Genomic DNA, 24146 nt, shown 5'->3' on the forward strand with positions numbered 1-24146 from the left:
AACCCACCTCCGCCCCCTCCCTTTCAGGGAGGGGGGATTTCCAGCGTGCGGACGCGGTAATCGAGGCGGCCCGCCCACGGCCCGTCGGGGTCGCGGACGATGCGGCCGCGCAGGAAGGCAAGACTGGCGATGCGGTGGCCTTCGAGATCGCGCGGCATCGCCTCGATCACATCCTCGGCCTCGGCCATCAGCGCGTGGAGGCGCGCGGGCGAGAGGCCGTCGTCCCAGATCGCGATCGACAGGCGGTGCTCGCGCCCCCGGCCGGTCTTGTGGCTCCAGTCGGTGGTCGATCCGTCGGAGATCGCGACATAGGGGCAGACGGCATCGGCGGGCGGGCCGTCATGGATGCCGGTCACCGCCAGCCCCGACGCGCGGAGCGTCGCGACCAGCGCGCGCTGGAGCGCTTGCGCCGCGGTGCTCATCGCACCAGCCCGGCGAAGTCGCGCAGCCGCGCGTCGGTGAGCGAGCGGGCCGAGAGGTCGCGCCCGGTCAGCGCGATGCCCCGCTCATCGAGCGACACGCGCACATCGGCGGGAACCTCGGCGGCGATCGCGGCGGCGACCCGCGCCTCGGCGCCGGCCAGAGCGGCGGCGACGGCGGCGGAAAGGCGGATGTCGGTCATCGATCCTCCTCCAGTGTCAGCATGATGCGGTCGGGCGTCGCGGGAGCGGCCTCGCCCGCGCGGACGGTGAGCAGCAGCAGACGCCATTGCAGACGGTCGCCGGGCGCGGCATCGACGCCCGCGCGCAGCACCGCCCGCCAGCGTGGCGTGGCGGAGGGCCGGTCGCCCGCCCCCCAACTCGCGGCCGCGATCGGCTCCAGCGCAGCCCAGGTGGCGGCCACGACCTCCCACTCGCCGCTCGCCCCGCCGAGATCATCGCGGTCGGCCGAGCGCCGCAGGATCGAGACGCGCTGGGTCAGCGCGCCGGCCAGCTCGCCGCTCATGCCAGCCGCATCCGGCGATACGGGCGCCACAAGGCCGTGACGGCAGCGGGCGGCCCGGCATCGTCCACCGCGTCGCGATGGGCGTAAAGATGCGCGACGAGGCGGATCACCCCCTGCCGCAGCGGTTCGGCCAGCGACGGCCAGTCGGCGGCGATACCGGCGGTGTAGCCGACCTGCAGGCGGCTGGCGGCGATCGGCCCGGTCAGCCGCACCCAGCCGTCGCCCGCCGCATCGATGTCGATCGCATAGGCTTCGACCGGCAACACGCTCGCGACGCCCAGCGGATCGAGCGAGGCGACCGAGGCGATCGCGCTCACCGGCGTGGCGGGGAGCCGCTGCCATTCGGGGCTGCACGCGGCCACCATGTCGGTCCGCGCGGCGGAGAGCAAAGTCAGGCCGGTGAAGCGCTCGCACAGCCCGATCGCGGCGCCGGCCAGCGTCGCCAGCAGCGCGTCCTCGTCCGTGCCGTCGATCCGGAGATAGGCCTTGGCGTCGGCCACCGCCTGCGCGGGCGCGCCCATCACGCCGCCTCCAGATCGAGGCTGCGCGCGAGCGTCCGGTCGTCGGCCAGCGTCACGCGGTTGGTGAGGCGGTAGGCGACGCCCCGCGCACCGCCCGAGATCCGCACCGCGACGATGCCGGGCGCGGCCTCGCGCGGCTCGATGGTCAGCCCCTCGGGGCGGCAGGTCCAGGCGCTCTCCTCGATCGGCACGCCGAGCAGCCGCGCGCGCGGCCACTCCACGGCATAATCGAGCGTGGCGTCCACGCACTTGGTCAGCATGGCGGCGATCTCCGGCAAAGACGGGAAAGAAAAAGGCCCGCGCGAACGGCGTCGCGCGGGCCAGGCAGTCTCGGTGGAAAGGAGATCAGGACGCCGAGAATTTGATCAGCTTGATCGCCTCCGAATTCGCCACCGTGCCGCCGATCCGGCGCGTCGCGTAGAAGTGGACGAAGGGCTTATGGCTGAACGGATCGCGCAGGATCGCCGTCTCGCCGCGCTCGGCGATCAGGTAGCCAGCGTTGAAGTTGCCGAACGCGATCGGGGTGGTGCCGCTGCCGATGTCGGGCATGTCCTCGGCCTCCACCACCGGATAGCCGAGCAGCGTGTCGGGCTGGCCCGCGACGAGCCCCGGCGACCAGAGGAACTGGCCTTCCGCGGTTTTCATCTTGCGGATGGTGGCGAGCGTCGCGGCGTTCATCACGAACACCGCCCCCTGCCGGTAGGGCGCGCGCAGCGACTGGACGAGATCGACCAGCAGGTCCTCCGGCTCGCTCGCCGGGAAGGCGCCGTCGACGCCGGTGGCGAGATACTGGAGCGTGCCGAACGGGCGCGTGCCGTCCTCCGCATCGCTCTTCGGCGACTGGAGGAAGCCCTTGGGTTTGTTGACGCCGTCGCCGTTGACGAACGCCGCCCCCTCGGCGCGGGCGAACTCGGTGGCGATTTCGCCGGCCAGCCAGGCTTCGAGGTCGAACGCCGCGTCGTCGAGCATCGCCTGCGTGGCGGCCGGGTTGGCGAACAGGTCGCCCATCGGCGGCGCCACCTCGTTGAACACGGGCGTACCCGTCTCGGCCCGCACGGCATTCTCCGCCGCCCAGCCCGAGGTCGTGCCGCCGGACGTCACCAGCTTGCGATAGCCCGCCGAGCCGACGGTCACGACATTGGCGATGCCACGGATCGGCGAGATCGACTTGAGCGTCGCGGCGATGGTCGCGTCGATCTCCTGCGGCACGGCATAGCCGCCGGAGCTGTCGGCGCTGCCGTCGATGGCCTTCACCTCGATGCCGGCGGCGTTGCCGTGGCGAGATAGCGATCGACGAACTGCTTGGTCTCGGGCGCGGCGGCGCCGGAGAGCGGCGCGCGGGCGGCGGCGATGGTGCCGGCGTCGAGCTTGGCCTTCAGGTCGGCCATGCCGGCGCGCAGTTCGGCGATGTCGTCGGCGCCGGCGAAGCTGGCTTCGAGCGGATCATTCTTGGTCTCGTACATCATGTTCTCCTCAGACATATTTGTCCTCCTCATGGACGGCATGAACCCGCGCGCCGGGCTGCATCGGGAAGGTCACCAGCGAGACCTCGACCAGATCGAGATCGGTGAGCGTGCGACCATGGTGGCGCGCCTCCTTGGCGCGCACCCGGTATCCGAAGCTCAGGCCGCCCACCGCCCCGTCGCGGAGCAGGGCGGCCGCCTCGTTCCCCGCATCGGGAGTGAGCCGCCCGATCACGCGCAGCCCGCGCTGATCCTCGGCGATGCTCTCGATGCGGCCGATCAGGCGTTCGGGGCGGTGCTGCCAGAGCAGGGGCACGCTCCGCCCGGATGCGACGGCGCGGGCGAAGGCCCCCTTGCGGATCAGATCCCCGCCGCGATCGATCGTGTCGAACAAGGCGGCGTAACCGGCGAAGCGCAGGCTCATTGCCGCACCAGCGGCACGAGGCCGAGCTTCACCGCCATGCCGAGCATGACGAGCGCCAGCACGATCCGCACCACCCACGCCACCACGGCGTCGCGCGCGGTGCGCTTGGCGTCGCGCCAGGCGGAGAGCAGCTCGCGCAGCTCGTCGAGATCGGCGCGCGCAGAGGGATCGGCGAGGCCGAGCCGCTCCAACGCCCGCGCCGCCCCCGCCTCGCTCGCCTCCTCGGCGAGCGCGCGCAGCGTCAGCAGGTCGGCGCCCTCGCTCCGCCCCTGCTCGACCAAGCGCGCGAGCAAAGCGGTTTCGGTCTCGGCGATCATGGCGCCACCCCCCTTGGCGCGAAGCCCAGCATCTGGCGCTTCTCGTCGTCGCTCAGGAAATCGGCGTCGGCGAGCTGCGCCCAGAGCGCCGCGCGGTCGCCGGCCAAAGCCGGGATCGAGTCGAGGTCGATCGCCAGCCTAAGGTCCGGCCACCACGCCCCGAGCGCATCGGCCAGCGCCGCGACGATCTTGTTGGCGAGCGGCAGGATGGTCAGCCGCCACAGCGCGCGGTTGGCCTCCGAATAATTGGCGTAGGTGTTGTCGCCGGGAAGGCCGAGCAGCATCGGCGGCACCCCGAAGGCGAGCGCGATCTCCCGCGCGGCGGCGGCCTTCAGGTTGATGAAGTCCATGTCGACGGGCGTCAGGCTCAGCGCCTGCCATTTCAGGCCACCCTCCAGCAGCATGGGGCGCCCGGCATTGCCGGAGCCTGCGAAACTCGCCTCCATCTCGGCGCGCAACCGGTCGAGCTGGTCCGCCGTAAGCGTCGCGCCCGGCTCCCCCGGCTCGTATACCAGCGCGCCCGAGGGCCGCGCGGCATTGTCGAGCAGCGCCTTGTTCCAGCGCGTCGCGGCATTGTGGATCGCCACCGGCCCGGATGCCGCGCCGAGACTCCCCAGCCCGTAATGATCGTCGAGCGGGTGGGTGGCGCGCACATGAACCAGACCCGGCCGCCCGTCCGCCGTGCGCACCGGCACGCGCAATGTCTGCCCGGCTGCGCGGTAGACATAGGCGGCGGGCCAGCCGCTTGCATCCGGCTCCACGCTCACCCGCTCGGGGCGGAGCGGGAAGAGCATCGCCGGCACTCCGTCCGCATCGCCGACGATCTGCACATAGGCGTTGCCATGCAGGAGCAGGTGCGTCGCGATCGTCTCGACGAGGCTGCCCGACAGCAGCGCCGCCGCCGGATGGTCGTCCGGCGTCACATCGATGGTGATGCTCCCCGCTCCTTCCGCCACGATCCGCACCGCGCGCTGCGCGACGGCGTTGGCGAGATAGGCGGCGCGCACCTGCGCCTCGTAGCCCGACGGCCAGTCGCCATGCGGCGCTGGTACCGAACCGAAGGCGCGCGTCAGCGCCGGCCGCGCGGATGCCCGCGCGGGCCTGAAATTGAACAAGCGCATGATTTTCCTTTCTCTGTTCCTCCCCATGCAATGGGGAGGGGGACCGCCGAAGGCGGTGGAGGGGAATGCGGAGCGGCGGCGAATGCCCCTCCACCACCGCCTTCGGCGGCGGTCCCCCTCCCCGCGCTCTGCGCAAGGAGGATCTTATCGAGTCACACCACCCGCACCGCCGGCTGCCCGCGCCGCTCCAGCAGCAGGGCGGTCAGCGCCCAGACCAAAGCATCGGCGCGATCGGGCGAGCGACCTGGCCCTTCGTAGCGACCGTCCAGCGCGAAGCCGGCGAGTTCGTCCTCCAGCGCCGGGAAGGCGCCGATGTGCCGGACCTGCCCGCGCTCGTAGAGCACCGACACCGGCTCGGCCCGCGCCGCCTTGCCGCGCGAGGCGTGAACCAGCCGCACCGGCAGGCCGGCGTCACCGGCGCGCAGCACGCTTTCCACCATCGCGCCGCCATTGTTCGCCTCGGCGATCACCCGGTCCGCTCCGTGCCGCCGCGCCGCCGACACGACCGCCGCCGCCCAGCCCTCGGGCGCGAGGCCCTGCACGCTGGCATCCTCGATCACATAGCCGATGCCATCGCGACCCAGCGCCGCGACGACGATCCCGCACGCATCCGATCCCGCCCCGGCGCCCGCCGGCGGATCGACTCCCAGGACGACGCGCGCCATTTCCGGCGCCTCACGCACCCGGCATCGCTCGATCAGCGCGCGGGGCCAGATCGCCCCCTCGATCTCCTCGATCAGCTCGCCGTCCAGCTCCTGCCGGCCGAGCCGGGTGCCCGCGTAATCGGCGGTCACGGCGGCAATAAAGCCGGGCGGGAGATGCTGCCGGTTGTCGCGCGTCCGTCCACCCGTCACCACCACATCATCGCGACCGATCAGCCCGCGCAACAGAGGGACCGGGCGCGGCGTCGTCGTGGCCATCACGCGCGGCAGACTTCCAAGGCGCAGGCCCAGCATCAGATTGTCCCACGTCTCCTGCCCGTTCGCCCATTTGGCGATCTCGTCACACCAGGCGTGGCTATGCTGCGGCCCACGCAGCGCCTCCGGCTCACTCGCCGAAAAGAGCCGCGCCTCGGCGCCGTTCGGCCAGCGCAATCGCCCCAGCGACGGTTCCCAGCGCGGACGCCATCCCGCAGGCGCGATGCCGAGCAACCCGCTCTCGCCCTCGATCATCACGCGGCGCACATCGGCGGTCGTCGCCCCGACCAGCGCGATCCGGGCCTGCGGATCGGCCTCGGCGATACCGCGCACCCACTCCGCGCCGGCGCGCGTCTTGCCGAAACCGCGCCCCGCCATCACCAGCCAGATCCGCCAGTCGCCGGGCGGCGGCAATTGCGAGGGTCGCGCCCAGAAACGCCAGTCCGCCAGCATGGCGATCGCATCTTCTTCGGCGAGAACGCCGATCAGCGCGGCCCGGTCCGCATCGTCCAGCGCGGCGACGGCGGCGGCGTCCGGGGCCTCAGCCTTCATCGCCTGCTCTCCGGTTCATCTCGGCGAGCTTGGCGGCGAGGCGCTCGCGGGCGCTTTCGGCGCCGGACGCCGCCGGCCCGAGGACACGTTCACGGTGCGCGTTGTAGAGCAGCATCTGGATGCGCTCCGAAAATTCCAGCTTCGTTTCCGTCACGCCGTTGGCGAAGGCCTTCACCACCTTGACGCCATTGATCGCGCGATCGAGCATCGCCGCTTCGAGCCGGCCATAGCCCTCGCGCAACGCCTCGTCCCAGGCCCGCGCGAAGTCCGCATCCTTGCGACGCTGGCGATAGGCCGCGCCACGCGGCAGCCGCGCGACCCGTTCCGACGCCGCGACATTGCTGCTCAGCGCCAGATGTTCGAGGAACGCGATCCCGCGTTCCCGGCTCCAGCGCGTCTTCGGCTTGCCCTTGCTGGCCATCACCCCCTCCAGACACGCCGAGGGCCGGAAACGGTGTCGCCACCGCCCGGCCCTTCGACGCAATTTCTCAGCGTGCTCACCTTGTGCCAGATGAGCGCCGCGATGTCAATAGAAAAGTGCGTATATGGTTATTAGGCGGACGCCTCCAGCGCCTCGCTGGCTTCCATCCATTCCGCCTCGACGGCCTCCTGCAGCTTCTCGACGTCGCCGCGCCGCTTCATCAGCTGGCCCATCGTCATCAGCTTGAGCGAGGCCGGCGGAGAACCCGCCAGCGCGAGGTCGATGTCGGCCAGTGCCTTGGCCAGCCGCTGGATCTCGGCCTCGGCCTCCTTCACCTTCTTGCGGATGGCGGCCGTCGCCTCGCGCCGCTCGGCCGCCGCCTTGCGATCCTCCTTCTTGGAGCCGGAGGGCGAATCGGCCTTGGACGCATCGCCGCCGCCCGAGACGATCAGCTTGGCATAATCCTCGATCGTGCCGTCGAACTCGGTCGCGGTGCCGTTGTCGACCAGGAACAGCCGGTCGGCCACCATCTCCAGCATGTGCCGGTCGTGGCTCACCACCACCACCGCGCCGCGATAATCGGCCAGCGCCTGCACCAGCGCCTCGCGCGTATCGACGTCGAGGTGGTTGGTCGGCTCGTCGAGGATCAGCAGATGGGGCGCCGCGTGGGTGACCAGCGCCAGCGCCAGCCGTGCGCGCTCGCCGCCCGAAAGCTTGCCGGTCTTGGTGACCGCCTTGTCGCCGGAGAAGCCGAAGCGCCCGAGATGGTTGCGCACCGCGCCCGGCGTCGCGCCCTTCATCATCCGGCCCATATGGTCGACCGGCGTATCGTCCGGATCCAGCTCCTCGACCTGATACTGGGTGAAGTAGCCGACCGACATCTTGGAGGCGGTGTTCATCGCCCCCTCCATCGTCGTCAGCTCGCCGGCGATCAGCTTGGCCAGCGTCGACTTGCCGTTGCCGTTGCGGCCGAGCAGCGCGATGCGATCATCGGGATCGAGCCGCAGCCCGACATTGCGCAGGATCGGCTTGCCCGGCTCGTAGCCGACCGCCGCCTTGTCCAGCGTCAGCAGCGGCGGGCGCAGCCCCTCCGGATTGGGGAAGCCGAAGCTGAGCGACGGATCCTCCGCCACCGCCGCGATCGGCTGCATCCGGGCCAGCGCCTTGACGCGGCTCTGCGCCTGCTTGGCCTTGGAAGCCTTGGCCTTCCAGCGATCGACGAAGGCCTGCAGCTTCTCGCGCTCGGCCAACTGCTTCTCGCGCGCGGCGCTCTGCTGGGCGAGCCGTTCGGCCCGCTGCCGCTCGAAGCTGTCGTAACCGCCGACGTAGAGCGTGGTCTGCCCGCGATCCAAATGGAGGATATGGTCCGCCACATTGTTGAGCAGATCGCGCTCGTGGGAGATCAGCAGGATCGTGCCGCGATAGGCGCGCAGGAATCCCTCCAGCCACATCACCGCCTCGAGATCGAGGTGGTTGCTCGGCTCGTCGAGCAGCAGGATATCAGGGTTGGTGAACAACAGGCTCGCCAGCGCCACGCGCATCCGCCAGCCGCCCGAGAAGCTCTCCATCGGCCGCGCCTGCGCCGCATCGTCGAAGCCGAGCCCCTTGAGGATCACGCCCGCCCGCGCCGGGGCGGTGTAGGCGTCGATCTGGTCCAGCCGCTCGTAGATGTGGCCAAGGCGGTCGGGATCGGTCTCGGTCTCCGCCTCGGTCAGCAACGAGGCCCGCTCGGTATCCGCCTCCAGCACGGTGTCGAACGCCGACACGGGGCCGCCCGGCGCATCCTGCCGCAGATAGCCGAACTTCGCACCCTTCGGCATGTCGATCGCGCCGGTGTCGGACTCCAGCATCCCGGCGATCGCCTTCATCAGCGTCGACTTGCCGGCGCCGTTGCGGCCGATGAAGCCGACACGCGCCCTCGGCGGAATGGCCGCGCTGGCATTCTCGATGATCGCCCGGCCGCCGAGCCGGATCGTGATGTCGCGATAGGAAAGCATGAGCGCGCGCCTAGCAGCATCCGGCGCGGGTTGCATCCGTTCCTGCGAAGTGATTTACTGACATAATACAGTGGAGAGGATCATGGCCCACCACCGCATCATCGCCGCGCTCGCCGCGATCGGCCTGGCGCTGCCCGCCGCCGCGCAGACGATCGAGCCGATCGCGCCCGCTCCGGAGCAGGACAGCTACTCGCCCGGCCGCGCCCTCGTCGCCGATTTCGACAAGATCGTCAGCCCGAACGGCGTGCAGGAGAGCTTCATCGCGACGCTCGGCGGGGCGCGCCAATATGTCAGCGTGCGGGGCGCCGATCGACGCAACCCGATCCTGCTCTACATCCATGGCGGCCCGGCCTCGGTCGAGCTGCCGATCTCCTGGTCGTTCCAGCGGCCGTGGGAGGACGCGTTCACCGTGGTGCAGTGGGACCAGCGCGCCGCCGGCAAGTCCTTCACGCTCAACGATCCGGAGGCGATGCGCCCCACCCTCACGCCGGATCGCTATCGGGACGACGCGATCGAGCTGATCGAACTGCTCAGGAAGCGCTATGGCAAACGCAGGATCTTCGTGCTGGGCCACAGCTGGGGTTCGGCGGTGGGGCTGGCGGTGGCGGCGAAGCGGCCGGACCTGCTCTACGCCTATGTCGGCATGGGCCAGCTCATCGACTTCCAGCAGAACGAGACGCAGAGCTACGCGCAGGTGCTGGCGCAGGCAAAGACCGACCACAACGATCAGGCGGTGAAGGAGCTGGAGGGCATCGCCCCCTACCCCGCGCCCGACCATCTCGATCTCGCCAAGACCGGGATCGAGCGCAAATGGTCGGTCTATTATGGTGGCCTCGGCTACAACCGGCGCGACAGCGATTATTACATCCACATCGGCCGCCTCTCGCCCGAATATGGCTTGGCCGACCGCAAGGCGTGGGACGCCAGCAGCGACTTCACGATGAGCACGATGTGGCCGAAGCTGGCGACGCTCTCGTTCGAGAACCTAAGGACGCTGAACGTGCCGGTGATCCTGTTCCTCGGCCGCCACGACACCACCACGCCGCCGCAGATCGCCGCCGACTGGCTGGCGCGGCTGAAGGCACCGTCGAAGCGGATCGTCTGGTTCGAACGCTCCGCCCACCTGCCGATGATCGAGGAGCCGGGCCACGCCTTCGAGGCGCTGCTCCACGACGTCCGGCCGCTGGCGGGCAAGGATCTGCCGCCATCCTGAACATCCTCCCCATCGCAGATGGGGAGGGGGACCATCCGCAGGATGGTGGAGGGGAAAATGCGCAGCGCCTGCCCCTCCACCACCGGCCTGCTGCCGGCGGCCCCCTCCCCACGCTTCGCGCAGGGAGGATGAACGAGCCTACCGCCCGATGAAGCCCTGCGCGTGATCCAGCACCATGTCGCAGACCTTGCCCTTCACCTTGTCCTTCACGCCATCGAGCGAGAAGGTGCCCTGTTTGGTGACGAGCTTGCCGTCCTGCCCGGCGGCATAGCCTTTCGATCCGAGCACGCCCGGCTTGCCGGTCAGCTTGCCGAGGATCGAGCGGGCGTCGCCACCGCCGAGATACTTGCGCTTCACGCAATAGCCGAGCAGCCCGGCCGCATTGCCCGCGCCGATCTGCGAGACCCCGCCGCCCAGCAGCCCGGCACCGCCACCAAGGCCACCCAGTCCGCCACCGCCGCTCTTGCCACCGCCGAGCAAGCCTTCCAGCTGCGCATCGGCCGGCGCCGCGACCGCAAGGCCCGCCGCCAGCATCAGCATCGTGATCCGTATCCGCATGTCCGCCTCTCCACCGTTCGGCCGATGGAATCATGACCGGGCGCGCCATGCAAGCCGGATCGCGAGGGGCTAGGCGCCGTCCGCCAGAAAGGCGTCGAGCTGCTCGAAGCTGCCGGACCAGCCGCCCGTCATCGATTCCATCATCGCGGCGAAGGCGGCCTCTTCCTCCGCCGTCGCCTCCAGCGGCACCCAGGTCAGGGTGAGGCGGGTGGCATCGCCCTCCTCCTCGAACCGCACATTGGTCAGCAGGCGCAGCGGCCACGGCCCGCCGAAAGGCGACGCGGTGAATTCGCCGGCCTCGTCGGCGAAGCCATGCTCCCACACCAATGTCTCCGGCGCCACGACCTCGCGATAGACGAAGCGCGCCCACATCACGCCACCGTCCGCCGACTCCATCCGGGCATGAAGGCCGCCGCCGGGCCGCAGATCGAAGCTCAGAACGGTTGTGGTCACGCCCTTCGGCCCGAACCAGCGCGCCAGTTGCTCGGGCCGGGTCCACGCTTCCCACACCCGGTCGCGGGGCGCGGCGAAGCGGCGGGTGATTCGAAATTCGGGGGCCATGATCATTCTCCCTCTCGCTTGATGTCCTCGGCGAGCATCGCGTCGAGCCGGTCGAAACTGTCCGACCAGAGCGTGGCGATGCCCGCGATCCAGTCGGCCGGTTCCTTGAGCGCGCCGGCCTTGAGCCGCCGCGGGCGGGCCTGCGCGGCCTGCCCCGCCTCGATCAGCCCGGCCGCCTCCAGCACCTTCAAATGGCGGGAAATCGCCGGCTGGCTGATCGCGAAGGGCCGCCCAAGTTCGGCCACCGTCGCCTCGCCCAGCGCGAGCCGCGCCAGGATCGCGCGGCGTGTCGGATCGGCCAGCGCGTTCAGTTTCCGGCTCAACACATCTTCCATATTCATCTCATTATATAACTTTATCGTTATATACAAGATGGAGTTTGTGCCCCGATAGCGAACAACACTGGCTTTCCGGGCGAAGCGCTGTCATTACGCTGCGGTGCACCCATGCTTGTTGCGAGTTATCCGCAATAGCGACAGATCGAGGCCCGCCCGCCTCTCAACGGAGAAGTATCAGTGAGTGATCGCCACGCCCTTGAACCGACCGGTGCGCTCAGCGTCGAGACGGTGACGCGCGTCCATCACTGGAACGAGCATCTGTTCAGCTTCTCGATCACGCGTCCGGCGAGCTTCCGCTTCCGCTCGGGCGAGTTCGTGATGCTGGGCCTGCCCGACGGCCAGCGCCCGCTGCTGCGCGCCTACTCGATCGCCAGCCCGTCCTATGACGAGACGCTGGAATTCCTGTCGATCAAGGTGCCGGACGGCCCGCTGACTTCGCGCCTGCAGGGCATCAAGGAAGGCGACGCCGTGTTCCTCGGCCGCAAGCCGACCGGCACGCTCGTCACCGACGCGCTGCTGCCCGGCCGCCGCCTGTTCCTGCTCGCCACCGGCACCGGCCTCGCACCGTTCATGTCGCTGATCCGCGATCCGGACCTGTACGAGCAGTTCTCGCAGATCGTGGTGGTCCACTCGGTGCGCCGGGTGAGCGACCTCGCCTATCGCGACGTGCTGGAAGGCCAGCTGGCCGGCGATCCGCTGGTGCAGGACCAGGCGCTGCTTCAGCTTCACTACGTGCCGACCGTGACGCGCGAGCCGTTCCACACCACCGCGCGCATCGGGACCCTGTTCGAGGACGGCACGCTGTTCAAGGCGCCGGTGACCGGCCCGCTGCAGCTCGATCCCACGCAGGACCGCATCATGCTGTGCGGCTCCATGGCGATGATCAAGGAGCAGGCGGCGATGCTCGACTCGCTCGGCTTCAAGGAAGGCTCGAACGCCGCACCGGGCGACTATGTGATCGAGCGCGCGTTCGTCGGCTGATCACCCTCCCGTCATTGCGAGGAGCGAAGCGACGAAGCAATCCATAGGCACCGCGCTTGCGGCCATGGATTGCTTCGCTTCGCTCGCAATGACGACGCTTACCGGAACGGCGGCTCGTCGAAGCTGCGCAGCTTGCGCGAGTGGAGCTTGCCGCCCTCCGCGCGCAGCAGCTCGATCGTCTCCAGCCCGATCCTGAGATGCTGCGAGATCGCGCGTTCGTAGAAGCGGTTGGCCTGCCCCGGCAGCTTGATCTCGCCATGGATCGGCTTGTCGGACACGCACAGCAACGTCCCGTAGGGCACGCGGAAGCGATAGCCCTGCGCGGCGATGGTGGCGCTCTCCATATCGATGGCGACCGCGCGCGACTGGTTGAAGCGCAACGCGGACAGCGAATAGCGCAGTTCCCAGTTGCGATCGTCGGTGGTCACCACCGTGCCGGTGCGCAGCCGCCGCTTCAGCTCGTCGCCGGTCTCGCCCGACACCTTCTCGGCCGCGTGGAACAGCGCCTGCTGCACCTCGGCGATCGGCGGGATCGGAATCTCGACCGGCAGCACGTCGTCCAGCACATGATCGTCGCGCAGATAGGCGTGGGCCAGCACATAGTCGCCGATCGTCTGGCTGGGGCGCAGGCCACCGCAATGGCCGATCATCAGCCACGCCTGCGGGCGAAGCACCGCGAGATGATCGCAGATCGTCTTGGCGTTGGACGGGCCGACGCCGATGTTGACCAGCGTCACCCCCGCCCCGTTCGGGCCGATCAGGTGGTAGGCCGGCATCTGCACCTTGCGCCACGGCGCCTCGGCAATGGCGCGCTCGGCATCCGGCGTCTCGCGCGTGATCAGCACCCCGCCAGCCACCGACAAAGCCTCGTACGGGCTGTCCGGCCGGCGCAGCTCGGCGAGCGCCCAGGCGACGAACTCATCGACGTAGCGGATATAGTTGGTGAACAGGATGTAGGGGCGGAAATCCTCGGCCGGCGTGCCGCTGTAATGCTTCAGGCGCGCGAGGCTGAAATCGACGCGTGGCCCCTCGAACAGCGAGAGCGGGCGGGTCGGATCATGCTCGAAGGCGAACAGGCCGTCGGCGATCTCGTCGCCGATGTCGTGCAGGCGGACGGCGGGGAAGAAGCGCGCCAGTTCGCTCGCCTGCACGCCGTCGATGCTCAGCTCCTCGCTGCCGTCGAGCACGTATGGATACGGGATCTCCTGCTCGGAGAGGCCGACCGACAGCCGCACCTTGTAGTCGCGCACCAGCAGGCGCAGCTGCTCCTCCAGATACTGGCGGAACATGCGCGGGCGCGTAATCGAGGTGGCATAGCTGCCGGACTGGTTGAGGCGGGCGAAGGCGCGGGTGAAGCGCGGGATCGGGCCGGTCGCCTCGTAATCGACGCGCAGCTCCGGATAGGCGAACTGGCCGCGCCCCCGGCTGACCCCCTCGGGCAGCTTGCCGTCGGCCATGAAGGCCGCGATCGCATGGCGCAGATTGGTGACCGAGGTCTCGTGGCGCTCGATCAGCTCGTCCAGAATGGCAGGAATGTCTTCGATACGGGTGGTCAAGTGGAAGGTCTCCTTCTCTTGTTCTTGTTGGCGGGCGGTCGTTCACGCCGCCGCTCCGCAGGCCGGGACTACCGGGCCGTCACCTTACCTAGCGCGGAAATGTGGCAATGGGGAGACTGCAGGCTCGATGAATGATGGCCGCCCCGAAACGTCATCGCGAGGCGCCAAGCGCCGTGGCGATCCACCCTCACCATCTGGATTTTTTACGAGGCTCGCAATGGCGGGGCGTGGTGGGAAGCGGTCGTTGCGAGTTTCGACCGTTTCGTCCTAGGCTGATCAGATGAAAAATCTCGCCATTATTGGCTTTTGCGCCGCTGCGATGTTCGCCAAGAGCCTATTGGCCGAAACAGCGGGAATTATCCCAAACAAGTCGGATTTGATTTCTGCTATGAATAGAAGGGCAGAAGAAAATCTCGATGATTATATTAAAAATTCATCCGATTACGTGACAGGCCACATCCATCCTGTGAAGAGCTTGAGCGAAGTCCTCTGTGTCGAAAGTGCGCAACCGGCGGGCGCTGACTGTCATTTTTTGGCGATATATGGCTCAAGCAAAACTTATCACATCGCGACACTTATTCAGGATAGTGAGGGCTGGCATATTCTGCGCGATCAATCGGTCAGCGTATCAACCCGGTGACAGCGGCCGATCATGGGGCGATAGCCGCCTCGTCGCCCCTGCGAGGCAGGGGCCTATCTCCTCACCGATCCGCCAGAACGACAGCCCAGGTGATGGGCTCCTGCCTGCGCAGGAGCGACGGGTGATGAGGCAATACCGGACCTCACCCCAGCCCATAGAAATCCGCCAGCCGATCCAGCGCCAGCGTCAGCACCACCCGCCCCGCCCGTGCCGGCCAGCCGAGTGCGCGCTCAGCCGCTTCCATACCCTCGCCGGCGCAGACGATGCGCCACAGCACGTCTTTCAGCCCCGGCCCCACGGCGCCCAGCGCCGCGTCCGTCCGCCGCTTCGCCGCGATCTGGGCGAGGGTCGGGTCGAGACCGTCACCGGTCGAACGCGCGCCCGCATCCCAGCGCATCGTCACGCGCGGGCCAAGGCCCGCCACCGTCCAGTCGCTACGCAGCCGCTCGCCCGCCTCATACTGCCGCGCATCGACCAGCCCGCGCGCCTTCAGCCAGCCGAGCGGCGATTCGGCGAGGTTGACCGTCACGCTGCGCGTCGGCCGGGCGCCCGCCCTTTGCCCTTGCGCACGCGGCTCGCCATCGTCCGGCCGCGACCGCTCAGCAAGCAGGCGCTTCGCCGAGTCGACCTGTCGGCGGAACCACGCCCGCCCCGCATCGCTCGCCGCGAGCGAGTCGCGCTCGACCGCCAGCAGATCCCGCCGCTCCAGATCGGCGACCAGCGCGTCGGTCGCGACCAGCGGCCCGGCCGCCCAACCGCCCGCGCGGCGGCGGAATCGGCGCCCTTCGCACAATGCCTCCAGCACGCGCCGGCCCTGCAGACTCACTCCGGTGCCCATGCGATTCGTTCCCTTTATGTTCGCTATGGCCCCGCATTGCCACAAAGGATATGCTGTAGGAAAGAGAATAACCCTTGCGGTTATGGGAGGCCCACTGTGATCACGCGTATCCGCGACGTCCGCAAAGCGAAGGGGCTGACGCTCGCCGAAGTGGCGGAGCGCTGCGTGCCCGCGACCACGGCGCAGACCATCGGGCGGCTGGAGACGGGCACCCGCACCGTCTCGGTCGGCTGGCTAAACCGCATCGCGAAGGCGCTGGGCGTCGAGGCGGCGGACCTCGTGCAGCTGCCCGATACGGTGGACCTGCCGGTCGCGGCGATCCTGAGCGCCAACGGCGCGGTCGCGCCGCGCCAGCCCTCGCTCGCGACCCCGCCCCGGCCCGAGGCGGGCGCGCTCGCGCTGATCGTCGAGGCCGGCGTCGGCGATTATCGCGCCGGCGATACGGTGTGGCTGGATCGGCTGGCGCCAGAAGCATTCGGCCAGGCGCTCAACCGCGACGTGCTGCTGCCCAGGCCCGCCGGCCGCTTCCTGTTCGGCCGGATGATCGGGCGCGAGCCGGGCAAGCTGCAGATCCTGCCGCTCTCCAACGGCGGCCGCCAGCAGGTGATCGCCGATCCCGCCTGGCTCGGCCTCGCGGTGCAGCTGGTGCGGCCGCTGGGCTGAACGCTTGCGGCGCGGCGCGCAAGCGGGCATAGGCCCGCACGCAGTGGGCGGTTAGCTCAGCGGTAGAGCGGCTCGTTTACACCGAGCGGGTCGGGAGTTCGATCCTCTCACCGCCCACCATGCTTCCTTCCGACAATTGCCCCGACGCATGTCGGCCGAGGCGCGCGCCGATGACTGACGCCCGCGACAGGCGGAGGCAAGAGCCTTCCGTCGCGGACATCCGCCGGCGGAGCTTGTCATCGGCGCGCTCGTCACGAATGATATGAGAATATTCGTACGATAGCGAAGGATGTCGCCAATATGTTGGGTCTGCTGCTCGGCTTGCTGGTATCGTCCGGCGCCGTCCCTTCGTCGCCGTGCACTCCCATTCCCCGCGTGGAGACCCTGTTCGCCGTTTCCGGCACCCGGTGGATCGTGGCGGGCGAATTGCATGGCACGAACGAAATGCCGAAGGCCTTCGGCGATCTGGTTTGTGCCGCGGCACGCGGGAAGCGCGGGATCATCGTCGCCCTGGAACATCCGGTCGATGAGCAGCGCCTGCTCGACGATTATTTGTCTTCAAACGGCGACGCAGCGGCCAAAGACCATCTCTTGTCCTTTCCGATTTGGCATTGGGCGATGCAGGACGGCAGGACGAGCCAGGCTTATCTCGCCCTCCTCGAACGCCTTCGGCTGATGAAGAAACAGGGCATGATCCGCGGCGTGGTTGCCGTGCAGCCCAGCGGAAAACCACTTTCACCCGCCGACTACGAGGCCGAGATGGCTCGAACGATACGAGACGCGAGCACATCGGCGGATGAGCTGGTCGTCGTTTTGATAGGAAGCACCCATGCGCGCACCACCGCTTTCACGACGCGAGATGGAACGACCTATATGCCGATGGCGGGACTGCTACCGAAGGACGAGACCATCACGCTCGATATGAGCGGGATGGGTGGATCAGCCTGGAACTGCACGATGCCCAAGGACGCGAACGGCACATCGGGCATCGCTTGCGCCGCGCATCCCGTCGCTCCGCCCCGTAAGGCCTATCCTCGCGGCATCGCTCTGGCACGCGACGACGATGCCGCTTTTTCGGGCTATTTCAATCTCGGAACATCTCTCACCGCGTCCCTTCCAGCGGCGACCAACGACCAGTAGGCCGGCCGGCGCGAGGTGCGGAAACACCCGTAACCGGATCGCACCGAACGGTCCTGAAACGGCGACAAGCGCCCAGGCAGATCGCCCATCTTAGATCCACGATCAGAAACAAGACCATGGGTCCGGAGGGGCGGGGTCCGGCACGACGGCGACCTACCCGACCGGCACCACCACCGCCTTCGCCGAGGCCAGATAGGCATCCATCCCCGCGGTCGCCTGCTCGCTCAGCCCGATGAACACGCGCCGCCCGTCGCGCGGATCGGGCTTGCGCACGAGGATCGCCTGCTCGGTCATCTGGGTGATCCAGCGCAGCGCCGTCGTCGCCGGCACGGCCGCCGCGATGCACAGGCTGGAGACCGCGACCATCCGCCCCTCCAGCCGGGCGGCGGTGAGATCGAGCAGGATGTCCCACGCGGGGTCCGCAAACAGTTCCGGCATGAAATGCTGGCCGCGCAGCCGGCGCAGGCGGATGAAGGCGCGGACCAGCGGGCCGTCGCTGGACGAAATCGGGCGCGGCTCGGCGGCGATCCGCTCGGCCTCGTCGGCGGACATGCTGGCGAGCATCCGCGCGATCCGCCCGACCTCCTCGCTCAGTTCGGCAAGACGACGCTTGCTCGCGGCTCCGCCTTCCTCGACCCAGGGCGAAGGCGGCTCGGTCAATTCGGCGATGGCGGTATCCAGCTCCTCCGGCCGGGGATCGATGAGGATGCGCGTGCCGGTGCCGGTCACCCGCGCGGTCACCACGTCGATCAGGTCGGGCGGCACGATCAGGATGGCGAACAGCCGTCCCGCCGCCTCGCCCATCGCATCGAGCCGGGCGAGCAGCAGGTCCAGCGCCGCGCCATCGTCCCGCGCGATGTCGAGGATCACGCCCGCCGTCGCCACCTGCCGATCGATCCGGGCGAGCGCGTCGGCCAGCGGCGCGTTGGCCACGATCCGCCCTCCGCCTTGCGTCACCCGCTCCGCCAGCGCCAGCCGGCGCCCAGCATCGTCGCCGAACAGCAGCACGGCCGGCGACAACAGGCGATGATAGGGAATGTCGGCGGGGAGCGCGTTCATCGAGACCTCCGTTCCATTTCTGTTCCAGTATTGCACCGGAACGGATGGAGGTCATCTCCAAAATGAATCCGAAACGGAGGTACTCAGCCTCCGGTTCGGAGAAAGCCGGATCAGCCGATCTGCGCCCAGGCTTCGGAAATCTGGGCGATCATCGTACGCGCCTCGCGGATCGGCTCGGCATCCCCCGCGTCGGAACCCGCCGCGATCAGGCGGCGCGCCTCGCGGTAGATGGCGGACAGGCCGGCCGCGATCTCGCCGCCCTGGCGACGATCGAGGCTGCCCTCCAGCCCGAGCAGGATGGTGTTGGCGCGGGCGCGCCGCACGATCACCTGCGAGCGGTTCAGCGTGCCGTTCGCACCCAGGCCGACGATCAGCGTATCGAGGCTCTTGAGCAGTTCTTCGAACAGCACCGCGACCAATTGGTGCGGCGACGAGGCCTCCACGCGCGCGCCGATATCGACATTGGCATAGCTCTTCTTGGCGCTGGCATATCCGGCACTCGCGTACATGTGCGTGCAGTCCTGTCCCTAGAAATTTTGAAGGAATGGGCGATCAGTTGTTACTGTTGGAGTTCGTCCAGAGATCGACCTGCTGGGTCAGATAGGCCGAGGTGGATTTGTAGCCGCTGACCAGCGTGTTCATCTGGGTGAACTTGGCCACGAGCTGATCGTGATAGACCTGCACCTGGGCATTGGCCTTGGTCAGCTGATCGGCGAGCGACGTCTGCTGCGTGGTGAGGCTGGCGGAGAGTGTGGCGAGCAGGCCGACCGGCTGACCGCTCGCCGTGGCGCTCATGCTGTTGACGAGCGCGCTCAGCGCACCGCCGAGTCCCTGGTTGATCGTGATCGTCGCGCTGCCCGGCGCGCCGGACAGGATCTGCAAGGTCAGGCCAGCGGCCCCCTGCGCGCTGGTTCCGGTCAGGTTCCAGCTGGAAGCCGTCATCGCGCTGCCGCCGATCGATCCGGTCGCATTGCCGCCACCGGTCGCCGGCGTGATGCCCGTGACCTGGAAGACACCCGAAGCCGCCGAGCCGGCAGTGTTGGTAATCAGCACCTTGCTGCTGCTGCTCGACTGCGAGGTGACGAACATCGCCTCGACGTCGTCCGGATAGTTGGTCAGCATCGTGTTCAGCGTCGTGCTGTTCACCGAGAGCGTGCCGTCCTGCGCCGTCGATACGCCCAGCTCCGCCAGCGTGCGGATCGTTCCGCTCGCATTGAGGGGCGTCGTCGTCAGCTGCGACAATTGGGTCTTGAGCTGGCGGATCGCCGAATTGCCCTGCAGCGCGCCGGCGCTGGCGCTGCTCGTCGCGGCGGCGGTGTCCGTGTTGATCTCTGTCAGCAGCTGGTTGTAGGCGCTGACGAAATCGTTGACCGCCTCGGTGATCGCATCGTTGGGGCGCGTGGACGTCAGGTTGACGGTGCCGACCTTGCTGAGCGTCATCGACACGCCGGGAACGATGTCGTTGAACGTGTTCGAGCTGCGCGAAACGGTCACGCCATCGACCGTGACGCTGGCGTCCTGCGCGGCCTGGGTCTGGGTCAGGCCGCTGGCCGAAGTACCGTCATAGGAAAGCGCCGACAGAGAGGTGCCCTCGCTGCCCGTATCGGACGAGGCGATCGTGAAGTTGTTGGCGGCCCCCGTCGCGCCTTTCAGCACCAACGTCGCGGTGCCATCCGACCCCGTGACCACGCTCGCCGTGACGCCGGCCTTCTGGGCGTTGATCGACTGCGCGATGCCCGCCAGCGTATTGTTGCTGCTGTCGACGTTGATGGTCACCGGCGAGCCGCTGCCCACCGTGATCGTCAGCGTGCCGCTGTCGAACGCCTGGGACGCGCTATAGCCACTCGACTTCAGGGACTGCGCGGCGGCGAGCGCGTTGACGGTGATCGACTGGTTGAGCGCACCGACCGGCGTTCCCGCCACCGCCGCGACCGACATCACGCTGGTGTCCGAAGAGACCGGCTGCGTCTGCAGCGTGCCGCCCTGGATCAGCGTGTTGAGCGAGGTGGAAAAGGTGTTGAGATCGCTGGTCAGCGTCGCGACCGCGCTGATCTGCGCCGTGTTCGCCGCCTGCTTGGTGGTGATCGGCGTTTCCAGCGAGGATTGCTGAGCCGCGGTCAGCTGCGTCACCAGCGTGCCGGTATCGATGCTGGCGCCATTGGCGTTCAGGCTCGACAGGATGCTCGCGCCGATCGAGGCGCTGCTCGATGACGACGACGACGTACTCGTCGTCGCGGTGGTCGCTGCCGTGCTGGTGCTGCTGGTTGCGCTCGTCGTGGTCATGGTCGTGTCCTCAGCTTCAAGGACGACCGTATCGGCGAAATCTTTATAGGCCGTTCACACCCGTTTACCAATTTTCCTCAGCCCAGGATCTGCTGGATCGCGGCCGCGTGGAAGTGCGCCTGCGCGCCGAGCGCGGCGTCGCGGCGGGAGCGGATGAGCGCGGCGATCGCACCGGCGGAGACCGGCGCCTCCTCAGCTTCAACCAATGTCTCATCGGCCTCGCTCTCGAAACCGTGCAGCTCCTCGATCGTATCGAGCGCGGCACGGATGCGGGCGCGACTGTCCTCGAGGATACGCTCGTCGCGCTCCTCATCGTCGATCGGCAGTGGCTCGCCATTGGCGGCCCGCAGGGCATCGAGCCAGCGCAGCCGTTTCGTACGGCCCTCGATCGTGCGACGGGCATTGGCACCGGCGGCGACGGCAATCGCCACCGCATCCGTCCGTGCCACTGCCGTAATCGCCTCGATCATCTTCGGCCGCTCCGGGTTCTCCGGAATGGGTAACGGCCGGTCCGACGGAAACTTTAGGGGCTAAGCCTCAGGCCGCCCATTTTCGTCGAAGCGCGCCTCGCCCGGCACATCGATCTCGGGCTGGCTGCGGCCTTCGGCCATCGCGCGATCGATGTTGAAGACGAAGGCGAGCACCGTCGCCACCGCCACGTAAAGGTCCTCGCGGATCACCTGCCCTGCGCGCGTGGTGAAGTAGATGGCGCGGGCCAGCTGCGGGTAGCGCAGCATCGGCACGTCGAATTCCTCGGCCAGCGCGCGGATCGCATCCGCCGTCGCCCCGCGCCCGCGCGCCACGACCACCGGCGCGGCATCCTGTCCCGGCCGGTAGCGCAAGGCGACCGCGAAGTGGGTCGGGTTGGTGAGCACGACGCTCGCGTCCGCCATCTGCGCGCGGGCCGATCGCCGCGCCGTCTCCATCTGGCGCCGGCGGACCGCACCCTTGAGTTCGGGCGAGCCTTCGGTCTGCTTATATTCCTCCTTCACCTCCTGCTTGGTCATGCGTAGGCGGGAGAGGCGGCGGAAGATCTGCACCGGCACGTCGACCCCGGCGATCAGCACCAGCCCCATCGCCATCACGATCACCGCGAACACGAAGGTATGGCCGACGTCGGCCATGTTGGAGACGATGTCGTTGCGGCCCATCGTCGTGATCATCGGCAGGCGGGATTTGAGCAGCCACCAGCCGATCGCCCCCATCACCGCGATCTTGGCGATCGCCTTGACCAGCTCGACCAGCCCCTGCGTGCCGAAGATGCGGCCGAGGCCGGCCAGCGGATTGATCCGGTCCGCCTTGAAGGCGATCGCGCCCCAGCGGAAACCGAAGCTGCCGAGCAAGGCCGGCGCCCCGACCGCCGCCGCGATCGTCGCGAGAAACAGCAGGCCGAGCGGCAGCGCCAGGCCGGCGAGGCGCGCCTCCACCGCCTGCCCCGGCTGGAAGGTATCGATCGCATCGCGGCCGAAGCTCAGCGATCCGCGCAGCAGCTCGGACAGCGCCTGCACCAGCAGCGGGCCGCCCAGCGCCAGCCAGCCCGCACCGACGATCATCACCAGCGCGCTGCCCAGTTCCTTGGACTGGAGAACATCGCCTTTCTCGGCAGATTCGCGCAGCCTCTTGGCTGTCGGGGCTTCTGTTTTCTCGCCGCTGTCACCTTCCGCCATCTCAGCCTGCCTTCGCGGTGGCGAGCACGCGCGCGAGGTCAAGTCCGCGTTCGATCGCGGTGGCGATACCGTCGCCGATCGCGGGCGCGGCGATTGCCAGCAGGACGACGCCGGCGAGGATCGTCGCCGGCAAGCCGACCGAGAAGAGATTGAGCGCCGGCGCCGATCGCGCCAGCATCGCCATCACCACCTGTACGAGAATGAGCGCGAAGCCGACCGGCAGCGCGATCGCCATGCCGGCAGCGAACATGTCGCCGCCGAACATCACGACATCGCGCATCTGCCCCTGCCCAAGCCATGCCTGGCCGGGGGGCAGCGAATGATAGGAATCGACGATGATCGTCGCGAGTGCGAGGTGGCCGTTCATCGCGAGGAACAGGAAGGTGCCGAGGATCGAGAGGAACTGGCCGAGCGCCGGCGAGGAGGCGCCCGATTGCGGATCGACCATGTTGGCGAAACCGATGCCCATGGCGTTGCCGATCACCTCGCCCGCCATCATCGCCGCCGAATAACCCAGCTGCACCGCGAAACCCAGCGCGAGGCCGGCGATCACCTCTCCCGCCACCATCATGAAACCCATGACGGTGACGAGGCCGGCGGCGGGCAGTTCGAACGGCACCTGCTGTATGGCGGGGATGCCGACCGCGAGGCTGATGATGAGACGGACCTGTACGGGTATGTTCTGCGCACCGAAGACGGGGGCTGCAAGGAAGGCCGCCCCCGGCCGGATCATCGCGATGAGGAACACCCAGAGCTGCGCTTCGAGTCCGGCGAGACCGGTCGGCAGCATCGCGCTATCTCAACAGATCGGGGATGCGGTGGAACATGTCCCGCGTGAAGTCGGCGAGCAACGTCAGGATCGCGCCGCCGAACAGGGCGATGCAGATCGCGACGATGATCAGCTTGGGTACGAAGGCCAGGGTCTGCTCGTTGATCGACGTCGCCGCCTGGATCATGCCGAGCACGAGGCCCGCCACCAGCGCCGGGATCAGGATCGGCGCGCAGGCGAGCGCCAGTACCCACAGCGCCTGCTGCGCGACGCCGATGAAATAGTCGGTGCCAACGAGAGGTTCCATCCGCCGCTACCCGAAACTCTGGGCGAGGCTGCCCATGGTCAGCGCCCAGCCGTCGACGAGGACGAACAACAGCAGCTTGAACGGCATCGAGATGATCGTCGGCGACAGCATCATCATGCCGAGCGACATGAGCGTCGTCGCCACGACGAGATCGATGACGAGGAACGGCAGGAAGATCAGGAAGCCGATCTGGAACGCCGTCTTCAGCTCGGATGTCACGTAGGCCGGCAGCAGGATCGAGAAGGGGATCGATTCCGCGTTCGGGAATTTCGGCGCATGGGCGATGTTGGAGAACAGCTCGATATCGGTCTTGCGGACCTGCCGGACCATGAAGACGTGGATCGCATCGCCGCCGCGCTTGATCCCCTCCTCCAAGGGGATCTGGCCCTGCCCATAGGGCGTGATCGCAGTCTGGTTCACCTGATCGATCACCGGCCGCATGATGAACAGCGTCAGGAACAGGGACAGGCCGACCAGCACCTGGTTGGGCGGCGTCTGCTGAAGGCCCAGCGCCTGCCGCAGGATCGACAGCACGATGATGATGCGGGTGAAGCTCGTCATCATGAGCAGCAGCGACGGCAGCACCGTCAGCAGGCTCATCAGCACGAGGATCTGGAGCGACAGCGACAGCGGCTTGCCATCGCCCGACACCTGGCCCAGCGCCTTGTTCAGCGCCGAGGCCTGCACGGCGCCGGGGGTGGACGGGTTTACGGGGCCGGTGCCGGGAGCGACCGCCTGCGCGAAGGCCGGGTGGGCCATGAGGAGGGCGACGAGCAGCGCCCCCAACACGCCAAGGGCCACCCACAACACCGTTCGGCCTGAGCGCAGTCGAAGGCCACGCGCCGACGGTGGCTGCACTTCGACTTCGCTCAGTGCGAACGGGCGTTGGGCAAGC

General features: G+C 68.4%; 30 protein-coding genes, 1 tRNA gene and 1 pseudogene. 6 read left to right on the top strand and 26 right to left on the bottom strand.

What is annotated here, in order from left to right; genetic code table 11:
- Positions 1-23: 23 nt before the first annotated feature.
- From QGN17_RS12650 to QGN17_RS12710, 13 genes and pseudogenes are all read right to left on the bottom strand, one after another.
- Positions 24-422, bottom strand: a complete 399-nt coding sequence (locus tag QGN17_RS12650) for a DUF3168 domain-containing protein (RefSeq protein ID WP_281044845.1) — start codon at positions 420-422, stop codon at positions 24-26.
- Complete coding sequence (locus QGN17_RS12655; protein ID WP_281044846.1) at positions 419-622, bottom strand: hypothetical protein; 204 nt, start codon at positions 620-622, stop codon at positions 419-421. The genes QGN17_RS12650 and QGN17_RS12655 overlap by 4 nt, the downstream gene beginning before the upstream one ends.
- Complete coding sequence (locus QGN17_RS12660) at positions 619-945, bottom strand: phage head completion protein (protein WP_281044847.1); 327 nt, start codon at positions 943-945, stop codon at positions 619-621. The genes QGN17_RS12655 and QGN17_RS12660 overlap by 4 nt, the downstream gene beginning before the upstream one ends.
- Positions 942-1466: a head-tail connector protein gene (locus QGN17_RS12665; protein WP_281044848.1), complete on the bottom strand. Its 525-nt coding sequence runs from the start codon at positions 1464-1466 to the stop codon at positions 942-944. The genes QGN17_RS12660 and QGN17_RS12665 overlap by 4 nt, the downstream gene beginning before the upstream one ends.
- Positions 1466-1726 carry a phage fiber-tail adaptor protein gene (locus QGN17_RS12670; RefSeq protein WP_281044849.1) on the bottom strand — a complete coding sequence of 87 codons (261 nt, stop codon included), beginning with the start codon at positions 1724-1726 and terminating at the stop codon, positions 1466-1468. Before QGN17_RS12670 ends, QGN17_RS12665 begins: the two co-directional genes overlap by 1 nt.
- An 85-nt stretch (positions 1727-1811) precedes the next feature.
- Positions 1812-2780, bottom strand: a pseudogene (locus QGN17_RS12675) (phage major capsid protein); the annotation flags it as partial.
- Positions 2717-2947: a hypothetical protein gene (locus QGN17_RS12680; protein WP_281044850.1), complete on the bottom strand. Its 231-nt coding sequence runs from the start codon at positions 2945-2947 to the stop codon at positions 2717-2719. The gene QGN17_RS12680 and the pseudogene QGN17_RS12675, both read right to left, overlap by 64 nt.
- A complete protein-coding gene (locus tag QGN17_RS12685; protein ID WP_281044851.1) occupies positions 2940-3353 on the bottom strand; it encodes an HK97 family phage prohead protease in 414 nt (137 codons plus the stop codon). The genes QGN17_RS12680 and QGN17_RS12685 overlap by 8 nt, the downstream gene beginning before the upstream one ends.
- Positions 3350-3670 (bottom strand): DUF6127 family protein, encoded by a 321-nt coding sequence (locus QGN17_RS12690; protein ID WP_281044852.1) that lies wholly within the window; start codon positions 3668-3670, stop codon positions 3350-3352. The genes QGN17_RS12685 and QGN17_RS12690 overlap by 4 nt, the downstream gene beginning before the upstream one ends.
- Positions 3667-4791 carry a phage portal protein gene (locus QGN17_RS12695; RefSeq protein ID WP_281044853.1) on the bottom strand — a complete coding sequence of 375 codons (1125 nt, stop codon included), beginning with the start codon at positions 4789-4791 and terminating at the stop codon, positions 3667-3669. Before QGN17_RS12695 ends, QGN17_RS12690 begins: the two co-directional genes overlap by 4 nt.
- Before the next feature lie 152 nt (positions 4792-4943).
- Positions 4944-6260: a DNA-packaging protein gene (locus QGN17_RS12700; protein ID WP_281044854.1), complete on the bottom strand. Its 1317-nt coding sequence runs from the start codon at positions 6258-6260 to the stop codon at positions 4944-4946.
- Positions 6250-6681 (bottom strand): hypothetical protein, encoded by a 432-nt coding sequence (locus tag QGN17_RS12705; protein WP_281044855.1) that lies wholly within the window; start codon positions 6679-6681, stop codon positions 6250-6252. Before QGN17_RS12705 ends, QGN17_RS12700 begins: the two co-directional genes overlap by 11 nt.
- A gap of 131 nt (positions 6682-6812) precedes the next feature.
- Complete coding sequence (locus QGN17_RS12710; protein ID WP_281044856.1) at positions 6813-8678, bottom strand: ABC-F family ATP-binding cassette domain-containing protein; 1866 nt, start codon at positions 8676-8678, stop codon at positions 6813-6815.
- An 82-nt stretch (positions 8679-8760) separates the two neighbouring features.
- Between QGN17_RS12710 and QGN17_RS12715 the strand changes: the two genes are divergently transcribed.
- Positions 8761-9891, top strand: a complete 1131-nt coding sequence (locus tag QGN17_RS12715; RefSeq protein WP_281044857.1) for an alpha/beta fold hydrolase — start codon at positions 8761-8763, stop codon at positions 9889-9891.
- 138 nt (positions 9892-10029) lie between these two features.
- Here QGN17_RS12715 and QGN17_RS12720 read toward each other — a convergent pair whose 3' ends face one another.
- The 3 genes from QGN17_RS12720 to QGN17_RS12730 form a co-directional block, all read right to left on the bottom strand.
- Positions 10030-10449, bottom strand: a complete 420-nt coding sequence (locus tag QGN17_RS12720; protein ID WP_281044858.1) for a DUF2501 domain-containing protein — start codon at positions 10447-10449, stop codon at positions 10030-10032.
- 69 nt (positions 10450-10518) lie between these two features.
- Positions 10519-11010 (bottom strand): SRPBCC family protein, encoded by a 492-nt coding sequence (locus QGN17_RS12725; protein WP_281044859.1) that lies wholly within the window; start codon positions 11008-11010, stop codon positions 10519-10521.
- A 2-nt stretch (positions 11011-11012) separates the two neighbouring features.
- Entirely contained in the window at positions 11013-11345 is a 333-nt protein-coding gene (locus QGN17_RS12730; RefSeq protein WP_281044860.1) for an ArsR/SmtB family transcription factor, read from the bottom strand.
- Positions 11346-11525: 180 nt separating this feature from the next.
- On the opposite strand from QGN17_RS12730, the gene QGN17_RS12735 reads away from it, so the two are divergent.
- Entirely contained in the window at positions 11526-12329 is an 804-nt protein-coding gene (locus QGN17_RS12735; RefSeq protein ID WP_022689286.1) for a ferredoxin--NADP reductase, read from the top strand.
- Positions 12330-12427: 98 nt separating this feature from the next.
- Here QGN17_RS12735 and QGN17_RS12740 read toward each other — a convergent pair whose 3' ends face one another.
- A complete protein-coding gene (locus QGN17_RS12740; protein ID WP_390902665.1) occupies positions 12428-13885 on the bottom strand; it encodes an AMP nucleosidase in 1458 nt (485 codons plus the stop codon).
- Positions 13886-14165: 280 nt separating this feature from the next.
- On the opposite strand from QGN17_RS12740, the gene QGN17_RS12745 reads away from it, so the two are divergent.
- The gene (locus QGN17_RS12745) at positions 14166-14525 is read left to right on the top strand and encodes a hypothetical protein (protein ID WP_281044861.1); all 360 of its coding nucleotides are present in this window, start codon (positions 14166-14168) and stop codon (positions 14523-14525) included.
- 142 nt (positions 14526-14667) lie between these two features.
- Here QGN17_RS12745 and QGN17_RS12750 read toward each other — a convergent pair whose 3' ends face one another.
- Entirely contained in the window at positions 14668-15054 is a 387-nt protein-coding gene (locus tag QGN17_RS12750; RefSeq protein ID WP_281045216.1) for a DUF6456 domain-containing protein, read from the bottom strand.
- A gap of 405 nt (positions 15055-15459) precedes the next feature.
- Here QGN17_RS12750 and QGN17_RS12755 point away from each other — a divergent pair, with 405 nt between their 5' ends.
- The 3 genes from QGN17_RS12755 to QGN17_RS12765 all read left to right on the top strand — a co-directional run bounded on the left by QGN17_RS12755 (position 15460) and on the right by QGN17_RS12765 (position 17166).
- Positions 15460-16026, top strand: a complete 567-nt coding sequence (locus tag QGN17_RS12755) for a helix-turn-helix domain-containing protein (protein WP_281044862.1) — start codon at positions 15460-15462, stop codon at positions 16024-16026.
- A 45-nt stretch (positions 16027-16071) separates the two neighbouring features.
- Positions 16072-16146: transfer RNA gene (locus QGN17_RS12760), tRNA-Val, on the top strand.
- Between the two features lie 180 nt (positions 16147-16326).
- Positions 16327-17166: a hypothetical protein gene (locus QGN17_RS12765; RefSeq protein WP_281044863.1), complete on the top strand. Its 840-nt coding sequence runs from the start codon at positions 16327-16329 to the stop codon at positions 17164-17166.
- Between the two features lie 153 nt (positions 17167-17319).
- Here QGN17_RS12765 and QGN17_RS12770 read toward each other — a convergent pair whose 3' ends face one another.
- The 8 genes from QGN17_RS12770 to fliP form a co-directional block, all read right to left on the bottom strand.
- Positions 17320-18225, bottom strand: a complete 906-nt coding sequence (locus tag QGN17_RS12770; protein WP_281044864.1) for a MarR family transcriptional regulator — start codon at positions 18223-18225, stop codon at positions 17320-17322.
- A 110-nt stretch (positions 18226-18335) separates the two neighbouring features.
- Positions 18336-18734, bottom strand: coding sequence for a flagellar export chaperone FliS (locus tag QGN17_RS12775; RefSeq protein ID WP_281044865.1), 399 nt, complete (start codon positions 18732-18734; stop codon positions 18336-18338).
- A 43-nt stretch (positions 18735-18777) separates the two neighbouring features.
- A complete protein-coding gene (gene fliD / locus QGN17_RS12780; protein ID WP_281044866.1) occupies positions 18778-20508 on the bottom strand; it encodes a flagellar filament capping protein FliD in 1731 nt (576 codons plus the stop codon).
- 77 nt (positions 20509-20585) lie between these two features.
- A complete protein-coding gene (locus QGN17_RS12785) occupies positions 20586-20978 on the bottom strand; it encodes a hypothetical protein (protein ID WP_281044867.1) in 393 nt (130 codons plus the stop codon).
- 60 nt (positions 20979-21038) lie between these two features.
- Positions 21039-22175: an EscU/YscU/HrcU family type III secretion system export apparatus switch protein gene (locus QGN17_RS12790; RefSeq protein WP_281044868.1), complete on the bottom strand. Its 1137-nt coding sequence runs from the start codon at positions 22173-22175 to the stop codon at positions 21039-21041.
- Position 22176: 1 nt separating this feature from the next.
- Positions 22177-22965: a flagellar biosynthetic protein FliR gene (gene fliR, locus QGN17_RS12795; protein ID WP_281044869.1), complete on the bottom strand. Its 789-nt coding sequence runs from the start codon at positions 22963-22965 to the stop codon at positions 22177-22179.
- Positions 22966-22969: 4 nt separating this feature from the next.
- Positions 22970-23251, bottom strand: a complete 282-nt coding sequence (gene fliQ / locus QGN17_RS12800; RefSeq protein ID WP_022689473.1) for a flagellar biosynthesis protein FliQ — start codon at positions 23249-23251, stop codon at positions 22970-22972.
- Positions 23252-23257: 6 nt separating this feature from the next.
- Positions 23258-24010: a flagellar type III secretion system pore protein FliP gene (gene fliP / locus QGN17_RS12805; protein WP_281045217.1), complete on the bottom strand. Its 753-nt coding sequence runs from the start codon at positions 24008-24010 to the stop codon at positions 23258-23260.
- Positions 24011-24146 lie beyond the last annotated feature (136 nt).

The sequence above is a fragment of the Sphingomonas oryzagri genome (assembly GCF_029906645.1).
Taxonomy (GTDB): Bacteria; Pseudomonadota; Alphaproteobacteria; order Sphingomonadales; family Sphingomonadaceae; genus Solisphingomonas; species Solisphingomonas oryzagri.

Bases quoted from the DNA above. Each gene is read 5' to 3' on its own strand.
- QGN17_RS12650 (WP_281044845.1), bottom strand. From the start codon at position 422: ATGAGCACCGCGGCGCAAGCGCTCCAGCGCGCGCTGGTCGCGACGCTC.
- QGN17_RS12655 (WP_281044846.1), bottom strand. From the start codon at position 622: ATGACCGACATCCGCCTTTCCGCCGCCGTCGCCGCCGCTCTGGCCGGC.
- QGN17_RS12660 (WP_281044847.1), bottom strand. From the start codon at position 945: ATGAGCGGCGAGCTGGCCGGCGCGCTGACCCAGCGCGTCTCGATCCTG.
- QGN17_RS12665 (WP_281044848.1), bottom strand. From the start codon at position 1,466: ATGGGCGCGCCCGCGCAGGCGGTGGCCGACGCCAAGGCCTATCTCCGG.
- QGN17_RS12670 (WP_281044849.1), bottom strand. From the start codon at position 1,726: ATGCTGACCAAGTGCGTGGACGCCACGCTCGATTATGCCGTGGAGTGG.
- QGN17_RS12680 (WP_281044850.1), bottom strand. From the start codon at position 2,947: ATGTCTGAGGAGAACATGATGTACGAGACCAAGAATGATCCGCTCGAA.
- QGN17_RS12685 (WP_281044851.1), bottom strand. From the start codon at position 3,353: ATGAGCCTGCGCTTCGCCGGTTACGCCGCCTTGTTCGACACGATCGAT.
- QGN17_RS12690 (WP_281044852.1), bottom strand. From the start codon at position 3,670: ATGATCGCCGAGACCGAAACCGCTTTGCTCGCGCGCTTGGTCGAGCAG.
- QGN17_RS12695 (WP_281044853.1), bottom strand. From the start codon at position 4,791: ATGCGCTTGTTCAATTTCAGGCCCGCGCGGGCATCCGCGCGGCCGGCG.
- QGN17_RS12700 (WP_281044854.1), bottom strand. From the start codon at position 6,260: ATGAAGGCTGAGGCCCCGGACGCCGCCGCCGTCGCCGCGCTGGACGAT.
- QGN17_RS12705 (WP_281044855.1), bottom strand. From the start codon at position 6,681: ATGGCCAGCAAGGGCAAGCCGAAGACGCGCTGGAGCCGGGAACGCGGG.
- QGN17_RS12710 (WP_281044856.1), bottom strand. From the start codon at position 8,678: ATGCTTTCCTATCGCGACATCACGATCCGGCTCGGCGGCCGGGCGATC.
- QGN17_RS12715 (WP_281044857.1), top strand. From the start codon at position 8,761: ATGGCCCACCACCGCATCATCGCCGCGCTCGCCGCGATCGGCCTGGCG.
- QGN17_RS12720 (WP_281044858.1), bottom strand. From the start codon at position 10,449: ATGCGGATACGGATCACGATGCTGATGCTGGCGGCGGGCCTTGCGGTC.
- QGN17_RS12725 (WP_281044859.1), bottom strand. From the start codon at position 11,010: ATGGCCCCCGAATTTCGAATCACCCGCCGCTTCGCCGCGCCCCGCGAC.
- QGN17_RS12730 (WP_281044860.1), bottom strand. From the start codon at position 11,345: ATGGAAGATGTGTTGAGCCGGAAACTGAACGCGCTGGCCGATCCGACA.
- QGN17_RS12745 (WP_281044861.1), top strand. From the start codon at position 14,166: ATGAAAAATCTCGCCATTATTGGCTTTTGCGCCGCTGCGATGTTCGCC.
- QGN17_RS12765 (WP_281044863.1), top strand. From the start codon at position 16,327: ATGTTGGGTCTGCTGCTCGGCTTGCTGGTATCGTCCGGCGCCGTCCCT.
- QGN17_RS12770 (WP_281044864.1), bottom strand. From the start codon at position 18,225: ATGAACGCGCTCCCCGCCGACATTCCCTATCATCGCCTGTTGTCGCCG.
- QGN17_RS12775 (WP_281044865.1), bottom strand. From the start codon at position 18,734: ATGTACGCGAGTGCCGGATATGCCAGCGCCAAGAAGAGCTATGCCAAT.
- fliD (WP_281044866.1), bottom strand. From the start codon at position 20,508: ATGACCACGACGAGCGCAACCAGCAGCACCAGCACGGCAGCGACCACC.
- QGN17_RS12785 (WP_281044867.1), bottom strand. From the start codon at position 20,978: ATGATCGAGGCGATTACGGCAGTGGCACGGACGGATGCGGTGGCGATT.
- QGN17_RS12790 (WP_281044868.1), bottom strand. From the start codon at position 22,175: ATGGCGGAAGGTGACAGCGGCGAGAAAACAGAAGCCCCGACAGCCAAG.
- fliR (WP_281044869.1), bottom strand. From the start codon at position 22,965: ATGCTGCCGACCGGTCTCGCCGGACTCGAAGCGCAGCTCTGGGTGTTC.
- fliQ (WP_022689473.1), bottom strand. From the start codon at position 23,251: ATGGAACCTCTCGTTGGCACCGACTATTTCATCGGCGTCGCGCAGCAG.
- fliP (WP_281045217.1), bottom strand. From the start codon at position 24,010: ATGGCCCACCCGGCCTTCGCGCAGGCGGTCGCTCCCGGCACCGGCCCC.